This window comes from Nocardioides bigeumensis (assembly GCF_039531755.1).
Classification (GTDB): domain Bacteria; phylum Actinomycetota; class Actinomycetes; order Propionibacteriales; family Nocardioidaceae; genus Nocardioides; species Nocardioides bigeumensis.
On record NZ_BAAAQQ010000011.1, the window covers coordinates 648,963 to 665,409 of the forward strand.

The window sequence follows — 16,447 nt, forward strand, 5'->3', positions numbered from 1 at the left end:
GCTCAGCCGCCGGCGACCGCCGGCAGCACGACGACCTGGTCGCCGTCGGAGATCGGCGCCTCCAGACCCCCGAGGAAGCGGACGTCCTCGTCGTTGACGTAGATGTTGACGAAGCGGCGCAGGTCGCCGGCCTCGATCAGCCGGCCCTTGATGCCCGGGTGGTTGGCCTCGAGGTCGTCGATCAGCGAGCTCAACGACGAACCCGCGGCGGACACGGCCTTCTCACCCCCGGTGTAGGTGCGCAGGATCGTGGGGATGCGGACCTCGACGGTCATGCGGTGCTGCTCCTCAAGTCGGGGGCGACGACGACGTCCTCTTCTGTCACTTCGCCGTCGATGATTCTGTAAGACCGGAACTCCACCGGGCCCTCGTTATTCCCATGCTCCCGTGTGCTGACCAGCACGTAGTGCGCCCCAGGCTCGCTGGCCAGCTCGATGTCGGTCCGGCTGGGGTAGGCCTCGGTCGCGGTGTGGGAGTGGTAGACGACCACCGGCTCCTCGTCGCGTGCCCACATCTCCTTGTAGAGCGCGAGCAGCTCGGTCGAGTCGAACTCGTAGAACGTCGGGCTGCCGGCCGCGTTGACCATCTCGACCAGCCGCTCGGGCCGGTCGCTGCCCTCGGGGCCGGCCACGATGCCGCAGGCCTCGTCGGGGTGGTCGCGCTTGGCGTGGGCGACGATGGCGTCGTACGTCGCCTGGTAGATCGAGAGCACGCGGCCAGGCTAATCGAGTTGGTGGGTGTCCCCGCCCCGACGTACGTTTCCTGGGCGATGACGGGGCAGACGACGGGGCAGACGACGGGGCAGACGACGGGGCAGACAGACGGGGCCACGGCGCCTGCCGCCGAGCCGCTGACGAGGTACGCCGTCCCGGTCGACCCACAGCTGCGGATCCTCGCCCTCGGGCAGTTCGCCAACCGGTTCGGCACCGGGGCGGTCATGACGACGTCCGCCCTCTACTTCACCCGGCACGTGGGCTTCTCCGCCACCGAGGTCGCCGTGGCGATGTCGGTCGCCGCCGTCGTCGGCCTGGTCGTGCAGGTCCCGGCCGGCCACCTCGGCGACACCCGCGGGCCGCGCGAGGTGCTCGTGCTGCTCATGACCGGCGCCGCCTTCTTCGCAGCGACGCCCGTGCTGGCCAGGAGCCCTTGGCAGCTGGCGGTCCTCCTGGGCGGGCTGGCGCTCTTCGAGCGCGGGGCCGGCGCGGTCAACCAGGGCGTCATCGCCCAGCTGGCGACGGGCGGCCGCGGAGTGCTCTTCAAGGCCTACCTGCGGGCGGTGACCAACACGGCGATCGCGGTCGGCTCGCTGTGCGGCGGCGCCGCCCTGATCGTCGACGAGACCTGGGCCTACGTCGCGGCCTTCGTGCTCAACGCCGTCCTGACCGGCCTCGCTGCATGGAACACGACCCGGCTCCCGCACCTGCCGCCGTACGCCCGCGCGGCCGGCGAGCCACGGCTGGCGGTGCTCCGCGACCTGCCCTACGTCGCCGTCACGGTGCTGACCGGGGTGTTCAGCCTCCACTTCGTGGTCATGGAGCTCGGCATCGCGCTGTTCATCTCCGAGCGGACCGACGCGCCGACGGTGATGGTCGCGGTGCTCCTCCTGCTCAACACGGTCGCGGTGGCGCTCTTCCAGGTTCGGCTGTCCAGGCGCGCGGACTCGGTGACCACCGGCGCGAACGCCCTGGTGCGCGGCGGCGTGCTGATCGCCGCCGGGTTCGTGCTCGTCGGGTTCGCCGACTGGGGCTCGCGAGACGTCGCGATCGCGTTCCTCGTCGCCGGCGCACTCGTGCACGTCGTCGGCGAGATGATCGGTTCAGGTGGCCAATGGGGTCTGCAGATGGGCCTGGCCCCGCACGAGCGCCAGGGTCAGTACCAAGGCTTCGCCGGGCTCGGCTTCGGCGTCTCGTCGGTGCTCGGGCCGCCGCTGGTCACCGTGCTGGCCGTGCACCAGGGCGCGACCGGCTGGTTCGCCCTCGCCGCGCTGATGGTCGTCGCCTCGGTCGCGGCCGTGCCGGTGTCGCGGTGGGCGCTCGCCTCGCGCGCGGCCTACGGCGTCACCACGCACTCAGGCTGAGCCCGCTCACGAGCTGATCCGGACACGAGCTGATCCGGCCTCAGGCCGAGGTGAACCGGGCGCGCTCCTCCCCCGCCAGGGCCTCGTCGATGCGCACGCGGTGCGCCGGGTGCATGTCGGGAAGCCCGACGGCCGGCCACCAGCGGACGTCGACCGACTCGTCGTCGCCCACGTGCGCCTCACCGGAGACATAGGTGCAGGCGAAGGTGAGGTCGAGGTAGACCGCGAGGTCGCCGTTGCTGTGGGTGACCCGGTCGCTCGAGCTGACCGACGCGAGGCGGTCGACCCGCACGACGACCCCGGTCTCCTCGAGGGCCTCCCGGGCCGCGCCCACGGCCGGCTCCTCCCCGGGGTCGAGGATGCCGGTGATCGGCGCCCACTGGTCGTTGTCCGCGCGCCGGACGAGGAGGATCTCGGACCCCCTGGACACGACGGCGGTCACCGCCGGCATCCACAGCTCCTGGGTCCCTACGTGCTTGCGGAGCTCGACGACGAAGTCCGGGATAGGCATCGACGCAGACTACGGTGCGCCCCATGAGCTCCTCTCCCACCCTCGACCAGCTCAGCCACCGCGGACTCGAGATCGCCGGGCTGTACGACGACCTCAACCGTGCCCAGCGCGGACGCGTGTGGACCCGCGCGGAGACGATGATGGGGTTCGTCGGCGACGTCGGTGACCTGGCCAAGCTGGTGATGGCCGCCGAGGGAGCCCGGTCCGACGTTGGCGGCCCGGACGGGGGCGGACCGGCCGAGACACGAGAGCCACTCGAGCACGAGCTCGCCGACTGCCTGTGGGCGGTGCTCGTGCTGGCGCACCGCTACGACGTCGACCTCGCAGCGGCGTACGGGCGGACGATGGACGAGCTCGAGGGACGGCTCCGCGGCTGACGGTCCGGATAGCGGGGATCCGGCGGCGACTTGATCCACCATTTAAAGCAACTGATTGCGCGGGTCCGAATGCCTGGGTGATGATGTCGCACGATCTTCCGAGGCACCGGGGCGTCAGGAGGTCTGTTCACCGCCGCACGTCCACCAACGGCGTCGATCGACCGGGGGCTCGTCCATGTCCATGTTCCTCTTCCGCCTCGGCGGAAAGATCGCCAGGCATCGCGGGCTCGTGGTCGCCTTCTGGATCCTCGTGCTCGCTGCCCTCATCGGCGGCAACCGCACGCTCGGCACCGACTACGACGACACCTTCGTGCTGCCGGGTGCCAGCTCGCAGGCCGGCCAGGACGTGCTGGCCGAGCGGTTCGGCCTGACCGGCACCAACGGGCAGGTCCTCGTCACCGCCACCTCCGGCAAGATCACCGACCAGGCCAACTCCGACGAGGTGGCCAAGCTCGCGAAGAAGATCAGCGACGTCGACGAGGTCGCCGCCGGCAACCCGCTGGAGGGGGACTACGCGCTGGTCTCGGACGACGAGAAGCACACGATCATCCAGGTCCGGTTCGTCTCGCAGAACCCCGACGAGGACACGCTCGACGAGGTCACCCACGCCGCGACGCCCCCGTCGGGGAGCACGGTCGAGACCTCCATCGGCGGCGACGCCTACAAGGGAGGCGGCGAGCCCAGCAAGATCCCCGAGCTGCTCGGCCTGCTGGTGTCGTTCCTGATCCTGGCCGTCACCTTCGGGTCGTTCCTCGCCGCCGGCATGCCGATCCTCACCTCGATGATCGGGGTCGGCATCACCTTGAGCGGTGTCGTGATCGTCACGCACGCCACCACCGTCTCCAGCAGCGCGCCGACCCTGGCGGAGATGCTCGGCCTCGCGGTCGGCATCGACTACGCACTCTTCATCCTGTCCAGACATCGACGCAACCTCGCCGAAGGACATTCGCCGACCGAGTCGATGTCGCGCGCCCTGGCGACGGCCGGCAGCGCGGTCGTCTTCGCAGGCGCGACCGTGGTCATCGCGCTGTGCGGCCTGACGGTCGCCGGCATCCCGGTCCTCACGGTGATGGGTCTGGCAGCTGCGGCGGCGGTCTCCGTCGCCGTGACGCTCGCGCTGACCCTGCTCCCCGCGATAGCGCTGCTGCTCGGCGAGCGGCTGCGCCCGAAGATGAAGGCGCCCAAGGAGGAGAAGCCGCGCAAGAAGAAGGCCGCCGCGCCGCCCAAGGCCAAGGTCGGGTTCGCCGAGCGCTGGGTCAGCGCGGTCACCAAGGTCCCGCTCCTGACGATCGCTGCGGTGCTGGTGATCCTCGGCATCGCCACCATCCCCGCCACGCAGCTCGACCTCGCCCTGCCGGACAACAGCACGGCGCCTGAGGACACCTCCGCGCGCCAGACGTACGACGGCATCACCGAGGCGTTCGGCGCCGGCTACAACTCCCCGCTCTCGGTGACCGCCAACATCATCACGAGCACCGACCCGACCAAGACCGTCGACGACCTGGCCAAGAAGGTGCAGGACGTTCCGGACGTCGTCCACATCATGCAGGCCACGCCGAACCCAGGCGCCGACACCGGACTCGTCGCGCTCGTGCCCAAGGACGGGCAGACCGCCGAGTCGACGGCGACCCTCGTGCAGGCGCTGCGCGACCGGAGTGCGCAGTGGGAGGAGGAGCTCGGCGTCACCGACATCCTCATCGCCGGTACGACGGCGGTGAACATCGACGTGTCGAAGCAGCTCGCCGACGCGCTGCTGCCGTTCGCGGCGATCGTGATGGGCCTGTCCGTGATCCTGCTGATGATCGTCTTCCGCTCGCTGGCCGTGCCGATCAAGGCGACGCTGGGCTACCTGCTCTCGGTCGGCGCCGCGCTCGGATCGGTCGTCGCGGCCTTCCAGTGGGGCTGGCTCGACGCCGTCATGGGTGAGTCCGCCGGCCCGATCGTGAGCTTCCTGCCGATCTTCGTGATGGGCGTGCTGTTCGGGCTCGCCATGGACTACGAGATGTTCCTCGTCTCGGCGATGCGCGAGGAGTTCGTCGTCAGCGGCAACGCCAGCGAGGCCATCCACCACGGCTTCAAGGCGTCGTCCAAGGTGGTCACCGCGGCGGCCATGATCATGACGTCGGTCTTCATCGCGTTCATCCCCGGTGGCTCCGCCACCATCAAGCCCATCGCGCTGGGCCTGGCCATCGGCGTCGCCGTCGACGCGTTCGTCGTGCGGATGACGCTGGTGCCCGCGGTCCTGATGCTCCTCGGCAGGGGAGCCTGGTGGCTGCCCGCCTGGCTCGAGAGGGCGCTTCCGGAGGTCGATGTCGAGGGCGCCGCCCTGCACCGGAAGGTGGCCTACGAGGACTGGGCGGCCGATCGCACCCCGACCGCGGTCTTCGCCAGCGAGCTCGTCGTCGCCAAGGGTGCCCAGCCTCTCGACATCGTCGCGCCGCTCGGTGAGGTCACCCGGGTGGTGGCGCCGAAGGGTGCCGACGAGCGCACGCTGGCCAACGTCCTGGCCGGTCGCACCCGCCCGTCCGGCGGCGAGCTCGTGGTCGACGGCCTGCTGCTGCCCGAGCAGCGCGAGCAGGTCAACCGCGTCGCCTCGGTCGTCGACCTCACCGGCAGCTCCACCGAGGCAGAGCTGGAGCAGCGCATCCGTGCCACCGCCCGGCTGTCCAGCGGTTCACGACGCGCCCGGCGCGAACAGCTCGACCGCACGGTCGCGCTGGTCGGCGAGCTCAAGCGGGCCATCGGCTCCGGCTCCCCGCACACCATGCGGTCCGCGCTCGTCGACGCCGCGCAGGCCGTCGCCAGCGGCGTGCGCACCGTGGTGATCACGGGCCTCGACGCACTGCTGCTGGCGCAGGACCGACACCGCACCGAGCGCCTGGCCGACGCGCTCGCGGGACACGGGCTCGCCGTCGTGCTGCTGCTCACTCATGCCGGCGAGACCGCGGCGCCGACCGATCCGCCTGGGTCGAGAGAGACCGATCCGCGGGAGAAGCAGGAGAAGCAGGAGAAGCAGGAGAAGAGGGCCGTCCATGACTGAGCAGCAGGCCGAGTCGCAGGAGCGGTCGCCCCGTCGGCGCTGGGTCGGCCTGGTGGCCGTCGCCGTCCTCCTGCCACTGCTGGCGGCCCTGGTGCTCGTGTGGTCGACCGACGACCGTCGCGACCGCATCGGCGAGATCCCCGTCGCGATCGTCAACAACGACACGATCATCACCGACCCGCAGCCGATGGCCGCGGGGCGCGCCCTCACCGCCTCGTTGACCAACCCGTCCGACGGCGACCCCAAGCTGGACTGGACGCTCACCGACGCCGACGACGCCAAGGAGGGCCTGCGCACCGGCGCCTACTACGCCGTGCTCACCATCCCTCCGGACTTCTCCAAGGCGATCCTCTCGACCGGCACGGACTCGCCCGAGGCCGGGCAGATCGAGCTGAAGAGCAACGCTGCGGCCAGCCAGACCGTGCCCTACATCAGCGAGCAGGTCGTCGCCGCAGCAGCGCAGGCACTGGGCAACCAGTCGACGCAGGGCTACCTCAAGCAGGTGTACTCCGGCTTCAACCAGATCGCCGAGGGCCAGCAGAACGCCGCGTCCAGTGCGCAGCAGCTGGCCGGCGGCACCGCCGACCTCTCCCAGGGTGCGAGCCAGCTCGACCACGGCGCCGACCAGCTCGCCGGCGCCACTGGTGAGCTCGCCGACGGCGCCTCCGAGCTCAAGTCCGGCACCGCCGGACTGTCCAGCGGTGCCGCCCGGATCGCTCAGGGCAGCCGCGACCTGGCAAGCGGGGCGCAGCGGGTGACCTCGGCCTCGAGCCGACTCGCGGGCAGCGCGGCCCGGCTCGCCGACCGGTCCCGCCAGTACGCCGACCGCGTCCGTCGAGCGTCCCAGGCGGCCGCCCGCGTCTCCAGCGGCGCCGACCGACTCGCCACGGCCGCCGGCAACCTCACCGACGAGGTGGCGTCGTTGAGCGACCAGTGCCTGCAGTCCGGCGGCTCGGTCGCGTTCTGCGCGCAGCTGCGCGCCGCGCAGGTCCGCTCGCGGGCGGTGGCGGGTGGCGCCCACATCGTGGCGCGCGGCACCGGTGGAGCGGCCCGTGTCGCCAAGGTCCTGGCCGGCGGCGCTCGCTCACTGGCGGCCGCCGACCGTGCACTGGCCGGTGGCGCGCGCACCCTCGACGGCGCCACGCGCGCGCTCAGCGGCAGCGCTGACGCGCTGGCCCGAGGTGCCTCCGACGTGGCCTCCGGCGCCGCGAACCTCGACTCGTCGACGGGCCGGCTCGCCGGCGGGGCGCAGGAGACCTCGCAGGCCGCCGGGTCCCTCGCCTCCGGGAGCGACACCCTCAGCTCGAGCTCGTCGCAGGTCAACGACGGTGCGCAGCAGCTGAGCAGCGGCCTCACCAAGGGGGCAGAGCAGAGCCCGACCTACACCGACGACCAGCAGGACGCCCTGGCCACCACGGTGAGCCAGCCCGTGCAGCTCAGCTCGACCACGCAGCACGACGGCCACGCCAACGGGTTCCTCCTCGGCGCGATCGTCGGAGTGCTCCTGTGGCTGACAGCCCTGGCCGGTGCGCTGCGCCTCGACGTGTCGGCCAGCCGGCGCTTCGCCTTCGCGCCGGTGTCGTCGGGCCGCATCGCTCGCACCCAGGCCGTCCCCGTGATCGTGCTCGGAGTCGTGCAAGGCGTGACCGTGGTCGCCGCGATGATGATCGGCGGGGTGGACATGGCCTCGGCGGTGGGCGTCGCGCTGATCGCGCTGCTCGCCGCGGTGGCGTTCTCGCTGGTGGCCTATGCGATGCGGCTGGCCGGTGGCGCGAGCGGGATCGCGATCTTCCTGCTGTTCCTCCTCGTGCAGATCGCCGCCCTCAGCAACGTCGTCCCGTTGGAGACGGCGCCGGCTCCGCTCCAGATGCTCAACGGGCTGCTGCCGCTGACGGCCTTCGTGGACGTGATCAGCCGGATGATCTCCGGCGGCCAGGTCGGGTCGGTGGTCGGCCCGGTGGTCGTGCTGGTCGCGTGGGCACTGATGGCGTTCATCAGCACGTTGACGATCGTGAAACGCAAGCGCATGGTCGCCGCGCCACGGGTGGCGGCGACGCGGCCGGCCGAGACGGTGCCGGCGAGCCTGTGACCCAGCGATGACCCGGCAATGACCCAGCGATGACCCAGCGATGACCCAGCGATGACTCGGGACGGCCGCGCGACGACACGCGTCGTCGGCGCCGTGCTGGTGGCGCTCGTGGTCCTGCAGGGCGCGCTCCTGCTCTGGCACCACCAACGCGGTGGGACCGACCCCCACGACGTGCCGGTCGGCCTGCACGGCCCTCCCGTGCTGACCCAGGGTGCCGCCGACCAGCTCGCCGCCCTCCCGGGTCAGCCCGTCAGGTCCGTGGTCCTCCGGCCGACCACGGACCCGCGGGACCCGGTCCGCTCCGGCGACGTCGTCGCCACGATCTCCCTCGACCTGGACCAGCCCGACAACGTCCTCCTCGTCTCGGCAGTGGCCGACCCTGACCTGGGGCCGGTCCTCGCCGACCTCGCCGAGCGGTTGAGCAGGCACATGGAGCGGGGCGTCGTCACGCGGGAGGTCGACCCGGCCACCGATCCCGACGTCTCGCGCCGGGTGCTGGCTGCCGTGACCGGTGTCTGGGTGGTCTCGGGCTTCGCGCTGGCAGTGGGCTGGTCGCTGCTGCGCCGGCTCCGCGGCTTCGTGCGTCCCGGCGCGGGCTTCCTCGTCGGGCTCGCCGGTGCCAGCGCGGCCGCCGGCCTCGTCGTCGGGGGCGTGACGGCGTCGGCCGCCGGTGGTTCGCTGGTCACGTGGGCCGTGTTGGGCGCGGCCACCACGTTCACCACCGGCGTCGCCGCCACCGCGCTGGAGGCGCTGCTCGGCCGTGTCGGCCTCGCCTTGGCCGGCACGCTGCTGGTCTTCGTCGACGGGCCGCTCTTCGGCGGGCGCGACCCACGACTGCTGCCCTCTCCCTGGGCGGAGCTGGCGCCCTGGACCCTCCGTGGCGCCGCGTCCAGCCTGGCCGCCCGGCTGACCTGGTACGACGGCCGCGACCTCCTCGCACCGGCCTTGATCCTCGGCGGTGTCGCCGTCATGGGCCTGGCCGTGGTCCTGGCCGCCTCGACCGCGACGGTGTACTCAGGGTCCTCAGGGTCCTCAGGGTCCTCAGGGTCCTCAGGGTCCGGGCACTGGCGGCTGCGCGCCCTCGCCGTCGTGCTGCCGGTGGCCATGTCGGTGGTCGCCGCCACCTTCCTCGCGCCTTCGCGCGCGACCGTGGTGTCGGCGTCGCCGGTGCCCGGTGCGGCGCAGACCGAGTGCCTGGCGACCCCGTCCGGGTCGGAGGTGACCTCGATCGACCAGCTCAACCAGTTCGTGACGACCGTGCGCGGCGGGCCGTCCTTCCAGGGCGCCGACGTCGGGGCCGACGTACCGCTCCAGGACGGCCGTCGGCTGTGGGTCTTCGGCGACACGCTGCGCTCGCCCGACTTCCCGGGCAGCAGGTTCGTGCGCAACTCCATGCTGGTCTTCGGCGAGGGCTGCGCCGCCACCGTCCTCCCGGCGAACGGCGGTGCGCTGATCCCCGACCGCGCCGACGGAGTCGGCTACTGGCCCATGTCGATCGCTCGCGACGAGCGCGACGGCTACGACCTCGTGGGGGTCACGGCGCAGCGGGTGCGCACCACCGGCGCCGCGGACGACCCCTTCGCCTTCGAGAACCTCGGGCCGGCCATCGCGGTCTTCCTGGTGCAGGCCGGGGAGACACCCCAGCTCGTCGTCCGTCGCGACCTCGGTCCCGACGACGCCGACACGACCCGGCCGACGTGGGGCGCCGCGACCGCCATCCACGACGACTGGCTCTATCTCTACGGCACCGCCCGTCCCGGCACCGAGGGCATCTTCGGTTTCTCCCTCCACGTGGCGCGGACGCGGGTCGACGACGTCCTGGACGAGACGGCGTGGGAGTTCTGGGACGGGTCGGCGTGGCAGGGGTCCGCGGCGGAGGCGGAGGCCCTGATCGCGGCAGACCAGGGCGTCTCCCAGACGCTCAGCGTCTTCCAGCGCAGCGGCACGTGGTACGCCGTGAGCAAGCGCGACGAGGTCTTCGGCAACGACCTGGTCATCTGGACCGCGCCGTCCCCGACCGGTCCGTTCGACGGCGGCACGGCGGTCGCCGAGCTGCCCTCGGACCTCGCCAAGGGCCAGCTGCGCTACATGCCGCTGGCCCACCCCGACCTGATCCGCGACAAGCACACGGTCGTGGTGTCCTACAGCCGCAACGACACCGACGTCGAGAAGGTCGAGGACAACCCGTTCCTCTACCGTCCGGAGTTCCTGCAGGTCCCGCTGCCCCGTTGACTCAGGGGGTGCGGCTGCCCTGCTCGAGCGCGTCGACGAGCGTCTGCTGGAGGAAGCCGACCCACTCGTAGATGTCGTGCGCCTGGCTCCTCGGGTCGTCGTCGTCGAGGGAGTACCAGTACTCCTCGTCCCCCTCCTCGATCTCCAGCCGGGTGGCCAGGGCCAGGCGCACGTCGGTGAAGGAACGCAGCCACGACGTGGCCTGGGCAGGATCGAGCTCGACGTCGATGACCAGCCCGTCCTCCTGGAGCACCGGCGGCAGCCCGGCCTCCTCGAGGCCGTCGATGATCGCCGCGGCCGCCGCGGCCTTGCCGTCGCGCAGGGTGCCCTCGGTGTAGCGCCGGAACTCCGCGGCCGCCTCCTCGTCGTCGGGGTACGCCGTCGGGAAGAGCCGCCGCAGCACCGGGTCGTCCGGTTCGGTCGTCGGCCCCGAGAAGTCGAACATCGCTTCCAGCGGGTCTCCCTCGGTGGGCGTCGCGCGCTCGTTGCGCAGCAGCTCGACCAGCTGGGAGGTCAGCGAGCGGAGCAGGTCGGCCTCGAAGCCCGCGAACGTCGCGATCACCCGACCGCTGCGCCGGTGCCAGGCGAAGCCGCTCACTGCCGCTCCCTCACTGCTTCTCCATCGTGGCCCAGAGGCCGTACTCGTGCATCGCCTGCACGTCGCGCTCCATCTCCTCGCGCGTCCCGTTGCTGACTGTGGACTTCCCGTCGTTGTGCACCTCGAGCATGAGCTTCTCGGCCTTCGACCGGTCGTAGCCGAAGTAGGTCGTGAAGACGTAGGTGACGTAGGACATGAGGTTGACCGGGTCGTTCCAGACGATCGTCACCCAGGGCTTGTCGACCAGCGTGATCTCGTCAGGAGTGAGGTCCGGCTCCGCCTCGACGGGGCTCGCGGTGCTCACCTCGTCATCGTGGCACACGCGCGCGAGGGGTTCGTTCCCCGCTCCGGATCCCTACGCTGGGTGGGTGCCGTCGACCGCGTTGCTCACCGACCACTACGAGCTCACCATGCTGCAGGCCGCGTTGCGCGGGGGGACCGCGCATCGTCGCTCGGTCTTCGAGCTCTTCGCCAGACGGCTCCCCGAGGGTCGCCGCTACGGAGTCGTCGCCGGGGTCGGGAGGGCCCTCGACGCGATCGAGGACTTCCGCTTCGACGACGAGTCCCTCGCCGTCCTGCGCGACGGGAACGTCGTCGACGAGTCCACGCTGGAGTGGCTGGCGGCCTACCGCTTCACCGGCGACATCTGGGGCTACGCCGAGGGGGACGCCTACTTCCCGTACTCGCCCCTCGTCATCGTCGAGGGGACCTTCGCCGAGGCGGTCCTGCTGGAGACCCTGCTGCTGTCTATCTACAACCACGACTCGGCGATCGCCTCGGCGGCGTCGCGGATGACCCAGGCCGCCGACGGGCGGCCCTGCATCGAGATGGGATCGCGTCGAACCCACGAGGAGGCGGCCGTCGCCAGCGCGCGGGCGGCGTACGTCGCCGGCTTCGCGAGCAGCTCCAACCTCGCCGCCCGCCAGAGGTACGACGTCCCGACGGCCGGCACGTCCGCGCACTCCTTCACCCTGCTGCACGACACCGAGGCCGACGCCTTCCGTGCGCAGGTCGACTCGCTCGGCGTCGGCACGACGCTGCTGGTCGACACCTACGACATCGCCGAGGCGGTGCGCCTCGGCGTCGAGGTGGCGGGCACCGGGCTCGGAGCGGTGCGGATCGACTCGGGCGACCTCGGTGTCCTGGCGCACCAGGTGCGCGCCCAGCTCGACTCACTGGGCGCGACGGCCACGCGGATCATCGTCACCAGCGACCTCGACGAGTACGCCATCGCCGCCCTGGCCTCCGCCCCCGTCGACGGCTACGGCGTCGGCACCCAGCTGGTCACCGGGTCGGGGCACCCGACGAGCGGGATGGTCTACAAGCTGGTCGCGCGCGGGTCGGGGCAGCCGGGGGACGACGGTGAGCTCGTCTCGGTCGCGAAGAAGAGCACCGACAAGATCTCCGTCGGCGGCCGCAAGTTCGCGCTGCGCCGTCGCCGCCCGAACGGCACCGCGGAGGCCGAGATCATCGGCATCGGCACGCCGCCCGTCGACGACGGCGACGACCGCGACCTCCTCGTCCAGCTCGTCCGCGGCGGTGAGGTCGTCGGCCGCGAGCCGCTCTCCGCCGCCCGCGACCGCCATGTGGCGGCCCGCGCCGAGCTGCCCCTCGAGGCCCAGCAGCTGTCGAAGGGGGAGCCGGTCATCGAGACCGTCCATCTCCCCTAGCGGCGCGGGTGCCAGGCTGGACCACATGGCCCTCATCGACTGCGACTTCTTCTCCGAGTCCCTCCAGGTCGGCACCTCGATCACGGTCGTGCTCCCCCAGCAGACCGAGGAGCAGATCGGGGTCGGCTCGGTGCGGATCGGGCCGGAGGGTCCGCCGGTGCTCTACCTGCTCCACGGCCTCTCCGACGACCACACGGCGTGGCTGCGCTACACCTCGATCGAGCGCTACGCCACGGCGCGCGGGCTCGCGGTCGTGATGCCGGCGGTGGGGCGGTCGTTCTACGCCAACGAGGCGCACGGGCACGCCTACTGGGACTACGTCGCCGAGGAGCTGCCGGCGGTCGTCGCGAGCTTCTTCCGGGTCTCGACCACACGGCAGGACACGTTCGTGGCCGGCCTGTCGATGGGCGGGTACGGCGCGCTCAAGCTGGGGTTCACGCACCCCGAGCGGTACGCCGCCGTGGCGGGACTCTCCGGCGTGGCGGACATCCGGGCGCTGACGGGTCGCTTGGAGCGCTCCGAGATCGTCGACCGGGTCTTCGACGGCGGCTTCGCGCCGGGCGACGACCTCTTCGCCCTGCTGGAGGACGTCGATCCGAGGACGGCGCCGGCCTACTACGTCTCCTGCGGAACGGAGGAGGTCGCCCTCCTCGACGACAACGTGCGGCTCGCGGAGGCCGCCGAGGCACACGGGCTCGACGTGACCACGGACTTCCGCCCCGGTGTCCACGAGTGGGGGCTGTGGGACGACGTGATCCAGGACGTCATCAGCTGGCTGCCCCTCGCCGACGAGTGACCGGCAGCCCGTCGTCACGACGCCCTGGATAGCGTGGGCGCATGAAGCGCGCTCTCCTCGTCGTCGACGTCCAGAACGACTTCTGCGAAGGCGGCTCGCTGCCGGTCGAAGGTGGTGCCCGGGTTGCGAGCGACATCGCAGCGTTGCTGCGCGAGTGGCGCGAGGGCGGCCCGGACGCTCCTGACTACGCGCACGTCGTGGCCACCAAGGACCACCACGTCGACCCCGGTGACCACTGGGCCGCCCCGCACACGGAGCCCGACTTCGTCGAGTCCTGGCCGGTGCACTGCAAGGTCGGCACGGATGGTGAGGCGTTCCATCCCAACCTCGACCCGCAACCCTTCGACGCGATCTTCCTCAAGGGTGAGCACGTGGCCGCCTATTCCGGCTTCGAGGGCAAGGAGCTCGGCGGCCAGGGCCTCGCCGACTGGCTGCGCGCCCACGAGGTCGAGGCCGTCGACGTCTGCGGGATCGCCACGGACCACTGCGTGCGGGCGACCGCGCTGGACGCGGTCGAGGCCGGGTTCGACACGACGGTGCTGCAGGAGCTGTGTGCCGGAGTCGCACCGGAGACGACGAAGGCGGCGGTGGCGGCGATGAGCAGTGCCGGCATCAGCTTCCGGTGAACAACCCCCCAACAACTGTTTGACAGTTTTCTCCACCAGGCCTCAGACTGTCCAACATGTGTTGGGGAGTTGGCTCGCCATGAGCGACGACGACCGCGTCACCGAGCTCCGCGCCCTGGCCCACCCGGTCCGGCTGCAGATCCTCTCGCTGCTGACCGGCGCAGAGCTGAGCGCCGCCGAGGTCGCGCGCGAGCTGGGGCTGACCCACGCCAACGCGTCGTACCACCTCCGCACCCTGCTGGCCGCCGGCGAGCTCACCGTGGCCGGTGAGGAGCACATCCGTGGGGGGATCGCCAAGCGCTACCGGCACGAGTGGCGTCGCTCCCCGGCCGCCACGACGACCAAGCGGCGCAAGGACGCCACCGCGTTCGTGCGTGCCGCCGCCGACGAGCTGGTACGCAGGTACGCCGCTCGCGCGACCGGGCGCGGCGCGGGCCGCACGTCGCTCACCGACGCGGAGCTCTGGGTCGCACCCGACGCCTACGAGCAGGCCCGCGTGCTCATCGAGCAGGCCAGCCACCTGCTCCACGACGCGGCGCGACCACCGCGCACCGAGGGCACCATCCGGGTGAACCTCACCGCCGCGGCGTTCCGGATGGCCGACCAGTGACCGCACCCGCTTCTTCCACCACCCCACCCGCGCCGCGTCCCGACACCCGCGCTCCGCTGCGGATCCCGCCCTTCCGGTGGTACTACGCCGCCCGTCTGGTCAACCTGCTCGGCACCACGATGGCCCCGGTGGCGTTGGCCTTCGCCGTCCTCGACATCTCCGACTCCCCCAGTGCCCTGGGTCAGGTGCTGGCGGCGCAGAGCATCCCGCTCGTGGTCTTCCTGCTCGCCGGCGGCGTCATCGCCGACCGCTTCGACCGGGCGATCCTGCTCCGCGTCACCAACGTGGGCGCCGGGCTCAGCCAGGGAGCCATCGCCGCGCTGATCCTCACCGACCGGGCCGAGCTCTGGCACCTGATCGTCCTGGCCGCCTTCAACGGCACGCTCGCCGCCGTCAGCTTCCCCGCGCTCGCCAGCGTGGTGCCGACCCTGGTGCCGCGCGAGCACCTCCAGCCCGCCAACGTCCTGCTGTCGATGCAGCGGGCCGGGCTCGCGATCATCGGGCCGTCGGTCGCGGCGGCCCTCGTGGTCGCCTTCGGGCCGGGCTGGGCGCTCGCGATCGACGCGGCGACCTGGCTGGTGTCGGCCGCGCTGCTGCTCCGCGTGCACATCCCGCCACGCGCACCCCTCGCCGATCGAGGCACGGATCCAGGCAGACCCTCCTTCCTCGCCGAGCTGCGAGAAGGCTGGTCGGTCTTCACCAGCCACACGTGGTTGTGGGTGATCGTCCTGGCGTTCGGTGCCCTCAACGCGATCCACGCCGGCGCGTGGTTCACCCTCGGGCCGAGCGTCGCCAAGGACACGATCGGCGAGCGCGGCTGGGGCTTCGCTCTGTCCGCTGAGGCGATCGGCGTGCTGGTGATGACGCTGGTGCTCTCGCGTCTTCACCTGCGCCGCCCGCTGCTGGCGGGGATGCTCGGCATGACCGTCTTCAGCGTTCCGCTCCTGGTGCTCGGGGTGGACCCCGTGCTGCCCCTGCTCGTGCTGGGCGCCTTCGCCGCGGGCGTCGGGGTCGAGGTCTTCAGCCTGGGCTGGAACCTCGCCATGCAGGAGAACATCGAGGAGCGGCTGCTCTCGCGCGCCTACTCCTACGACGCGCTCGGGTCGTTCGTCGCGATCCCCGTCGGCCAGCTGACCTTCGGCCCGCTCGCCGAGGCGTTCGGCGCCAGCCGCGTCATCACGATCGCCGCAGTGGCCTACGTCGTGATCGCGCTCAGCACGCTGCTCTCACGATCCGTGCGACGCCTCGAACGAGTGGCGGTCATGCCCACTTCTGAGCCAGTGTCCGGATCACGTTGATGTTGCGGGCCGTGCCCTGACCCAGGTCGGCGAAGAGCCGGCTCGACAGGGCCTTCGACTCGTGGAAGCCGCCGAACATCAGGCAGTGCGCGGCTCGGCCGTCGACCACGATGGTGTCGTCGGGGAAGTCTGCGGAGAGCAGCGCCTTGACCGCCGCGGCCTCCGGCGCCGACCGGAAGAGCGTCACGTAGTGCGTCTTCGGCTCGCCGTGCTCGGCCCAGAGCTGGTCGCCGTGCTCCGCGATCGCGACGAGCTCGGCGGGGGTGAAGACGAACGTCGGCACCTCGAACCCGCGGTCGGCCACGAAGGCCTTCTCCAAAGCGGACTCGATCTTGGCCCGCGACCGCATCGACGTCGTGAAGCGCACGTTCCCGGTGTTGATGTAGGTCGCCACGTCCGTCATTCCGGCAGCCTCGACGGCCTCCTTGATGGCGCCCTTGGGGAACTTCCGCGTGGCCCCGAGGTTGATGGCGCGCAGGAACGCGGCGTACGTCGGCATCAGCACATCCTGCCAACCGCGCCC

At 71.6% G+C, this 16,447-nt stretch carries 16 protein-coding genes; 10 read left to right on the top strand and 6 right to left on the bottom strand.

Annotated features, from left to right (window positions below):
- Positions 1 to 2: 2 nt before the first annotated feature.
- Together ABD295_RS12205 and ABD295_RS12210 are read right to left on the bottom strand one after the other, a co-directional pair.
- The gene (locus tag ABD295_RS12205) at positions 3 to 275 is read right to left on the bottom strand and encodes a MoaD/ThiS family protein (RefSeq protein WP_344303996.1); all 273 of its coding nucleotides are present in this window, start codon (positions 273 to 275) and stop codon (positions 3 to 5) included.
- Positions 272 to 712, bottom strand: a complete 441-nt coding sequence (locus ABD295_RS12210) for a M67 family metallopeptidase (protein ID WP_344303997.1) — start codon at positions 710 to 712, stop codon at positions 272 to 274. The genes ABD295_RS12205 and ABD295_RS12210 overlap by 4 nt, the downstream gene beginning before the upstream one ends.
- Positions 713 to 769: 57 nt before the next feature.
- Between ABD295_RS12210 and ABD295_RS12215 the strand changes: the two genes are divergently transcribed.
- Positions 770 to 2,077, top strand: coding sequence for an MFS transporter (locus ABD295_RS12215; protein ID WP_344303998.1), 1,308 nt, complete (start codon positions 770 to 772; stop codon positions 2,075 to 2,077).
- 40 nt (positions 2,078 to 2,117) lie between these two features.
- Here the strand turns inward: ABD295_RS12215 and ABD295_RS12220 are convergent, their stop codons facing one another.
- A complete protein-coding gene (locus ABD295_RS12220) occupies positions 2,118 to 2,588 on the bottom strand; it encodes an NUDIX hydrolase (RefSeq protein ID WP_344303999.1) in 471 nt (156 codons plus the stop codon).
- A 23-nt stretch (positions 2,589 to 2,611) separates the two neighbouring features.
- Here ABD295_RS12220 and ABD295_RS12225 point away from each other — a divergent pair, with 23 nt between their 5' ends.
- The 4 genes from ABD295_RS12225 to ABD295_RS12240 all read left to right on the top strand — a co-directional run bounded on the left by ABD295_RS12225 (position 2,612) and on the right by ABD295_RS12240 (position 10,326).
- Entirely contained in the window at positions 2,612 to 2,965 is a 354-nt protein-coding gene (locus tag ABD295_RS12225) for a nucleoside triphosphate pyrophosphohydrolase family protein (RefSeq protein WP_344304000.1), read from the top strand.
- 175 nt (positions 2,966 to 3,140) lie between these two features.
- Positions 3,141 to 6,005: an MMPL family transporter gene (locus ABD295_RS12230; protein ID WP_344304001.1), complete on the top strand. Its 2,865-nt coding sequence runs from the start codon at positions 3,141 to 3,143 to the stop codon at positions 6,003 to 6,005.
- A complete protein-coding gene (locus ABD295_RS12235; protein ID WP_344304002.1) occupies positions 5,998 to 8,094 on the top strand; it encodes a YhgE/Pip family protein in 2,097 nt (698 codons plus the stop codon). The genes ABD295_RS12230 and ABD295_RS12235 overlap by 8 nt, the downstream gene beginning before the upstream one ends.
- A gap of 51 nt (positions 8,095 to 8,145) precedes the next feature.
- Entirely contained in the window at positions 8,146 to 10,326 is a 2,181-nt protein-coding gene (locus tag ABD295_RS12240; RefSeq protein WP_344304003.1) for a DUF4185 domain-containing protein, read from the top strand.
- Position 10,327: 1 nt separating this feature from the next.
- On the opposite strand, the gene ABD295_RS12245 is transcribed toward ABD295_RS12240, so the two are convergent.
- Both ABD295_RS12245 and clpS read right to left on the bottom strand, forming a co-directional pair.
- On the bottom strand, positions 10,328 to 10,924 hold the full coding sequence (locus tag ABD295_RS12245; RefSeq protein WP_344304004.1) for a DUF2017 domain-containing protein: 597 nt from the start codon (positions 10,922 to 10,924) through the stop codon (positions 10,328 to 10,330).
- 10 nt (positions 10,925 to 10,934) lie between these two features.
- Positions 10,935 to 11,228 carry an ATP-dependent Clp protease adapter ClpS gene (gene clpS, locus ABD295_RS12250; protein WP_344304005.1) on the bottom strand — a complete coding sequence of 98 codons (294 nt, stop codon included), beginning with the start codon at positions 11,226 to 11,228 and terminating at the stop codon, positions 10,935 to 10,937.
- A 64-nt stretch (positions 11,229 to 11,292) separates the two neighbouring features.
- Here clpS and ABD295_RS12255 point away from each other — a divergent pair, with 64 nt between their 5' ends.
- From ABD295_RS12255 to ABD295_RS12275, 5 genes are all read left to right on the top strand, one after another.
- Positions 11,293 to 12,594, top strand: coding sequence for a nicotinate phosphoribosyltransferase (locus tag ABD295_RS12255; protein WP_344304006.1), 1,302 nt, complete (start codon positions 11,293 to 11,295; stop codon positions 12,592 to 12,594).
- 25 nt (positions 12,595 to 12,619) lie between these two features.
- The gene (locus ABD295_RS12260; RefSeq protein ID WP_344304007.1) at positions 12,620 to 13,390 is read left to right on the top strand and encodes an alpha/beta hydrolase; all 771 of its coding nucleotides are present in this window, start codon (positions 12,620 to 12,622) and stop codon (positions 13,388 to 13,390) included.
- A gap of 41 nt (positions 13,391 to 13,431) precedes the next feature.
- Positions 13,432 to 14,016 (top strand): isochorismatase family protein, encoded by a 585-nt coding sequence (locus ABD295_RS12265; protein ID WP_344304008.1) that lies wholly within the window; start codon positions 13,432 to 13,434, stop codon positions 14,014 to 14,016.
- 79 nt (positions 14,017 to 14,095) lie between these two features.
- Positions 14,096 to 14,626 (top strand): ArsR/SmtB family transcription factor, encoded by a 531-nt coding sequence (locus tag ABD295_RS12270; RefSeq protein WP_344304009.1) that lies wholly within the window; start codon positions 14,096 to 14,098, stop codon positions 14,624 to 14,626.
- Entirely contained in the window at positions 14,623 to 15,924 is a 1,302-nt protein-coding gene (locus ABD295_RS12275) for an MFS transporter (RefSeq protein WP_344304010.1), read from the top strand. Before ABD295_RS12270 ends, ABD295_RS12275 begins: the two co-directional genes overlap by 4 nt.
- On the opposite strand, the gene ABD295_RS12280 is transcribed toward ABD295_RS12275, so the two are convergent.
- Positions 15,887 to 16,423 carry a DUF1697 domain-containing protein gene (locus ABD295_RS12280; protein ID WP_344304011.1) on the bottom strand — a complete coding sequence of 179 codons (537 nt, stop codon included), beginning with the start codon at positions 16,421 to 16,423 and terminating at the stop codon, positions 15,887 to 15,889. The two genes, ABD295_RS12275 and ABD295_RS12280, sit on opposite strands and share 38 nt — an antisense overlap.
- Between the last annotated feature and the right edge of the window lie 24 nt (positions 16,424 to 16,447).